This is a genomic window from Domibacillus sp. F004, assembly GCF_057814295.1.
Map to the genome: position 1 here is coordinate 1 of NZ_JBVATB010000072.1, position 251 is coordinate 251.

General features: G+C 44.2%; 1 protein-coding gene. It reads right to left on the minus strand.

Features of this window, described 5'->3' with window-relative positions:
• A partial coding sequence (locus ACZYRN_RS19455) for an Ig-like domain-containing protein (protein ID WP_488913209.1) occupies positions 1-251 on the minus strand: 251 nt, incomplete at both ends.

A 251-nucleotide genomic window follows, 5' to 3' on the forward strand; every position in this document is an offset into this window, starting at 1 on the left:
ACTACTTACATACTTCGTTCCATCCGTTCCAGATGTCACATCTTTTGTACTTCCATCTCCCATTGATGCCGTTACATCTAACTGTTGGGTCGCGCCTGCTGCTAGCGTTACAGTGGTTGGATTTACATTTATACTCTTTACTTTAGTTGCCGGATTGTCTTGGATGGTTATGAGCACACTCTTACTCAGTCCACCATTTGTCACTGTAATTCTCACACCTGCTCCACTTGTCGCTGTTGATGGGATGGAAA